The organism is Arthrobacter sp. TB 26, from assembly GCF_000427315.1.
In the GTDB taxonomy this organism is placed as follows: Bacteria; Actinomycetota; Actinomycetes; order Actinomycetales; family Micrococcaceae; genus Arthrobacter.
This window is the reverse complement of sequence record NZ_AUPJ01000481.1, coordinates 17,109-17,841: the sequence shown is the minus strand read 5'-3', so window position 1 is coordinate 17,841 and position 733 is coordinate 17,109. Positions and strand designations below refer to the sequence as shown.

General features: G+C 67.3%; 1 pseudogene (running past both ends of the window). It reads right to left on the bottom strand.

The features are described from left to right. Window positions 1–733, bottom strand: a pseudogene (locus K789_RS0118665) (isoprenyl transferase) (it extends past both window edges: 94 nt to the left, 77 nt to the right).

Below are 733 nucleotides of genomic sequence, written 5' to 3'. Positions count from 1 at the left end.
GGGGCCGCCGCGTCCACCGCGCCGCCGTAGCGGCGATCCCGCTGGGCATAGATTTCGACCGCATCCCACAGGGTGCGCCGGTCCACGTCGGGCCACAGGGTGTCCATAAAGACGAACTCCGCGTAGGCCGACTGCCAGAGCATGAAGTTGGAGAGCCGCTGCTCGCCGGAGCTGCGCAGGAACAGGTCGACGTCCGGCAGGTCCGGCTCGTCCAGATATTTCTGGATCGTCTTCTCGGTGATGGCGCCCGGCTTGAGCCGCCCGGCCGCCACTTCTTCCGCGATTGCGGACACCGCATCCGCAATTTCGGCGCGCCCGCCGTAGTTAACACACATGTTCAGGGTGCACGTGCTGTTGCCGCGGGTGAAGTCCTCGGCCTCCTCCAGTTCGCGGATCACCGAGCCCCACAGCCTGGGACGCCGGCCGGACCAGCGGATCCGCACACCCCATTCGTCCAGCTGGTTGCGCTGGCGACGTAGCACGTCCTTGTTAAAACCCATCAGGAAGCGCACCTCCTCAGGCGAGCGGCGCCAGTTCTCGGTGGAGAACGCATAGACACTGAGGTGCTCGATGCCAAGCTCGATGGCTCCCGCCACGACATCCAGCAGGGCCGGCTCCCCCGCCTTGTGGCCCTCGATCCGGGGCAGCCCGCGCTGGTTGGCCCAGCGGCCGTTGCCGTCCATAACAATGGCGACGTGCCGCGGGATGAACTCCGCGGGGATGGCCGGGGGGA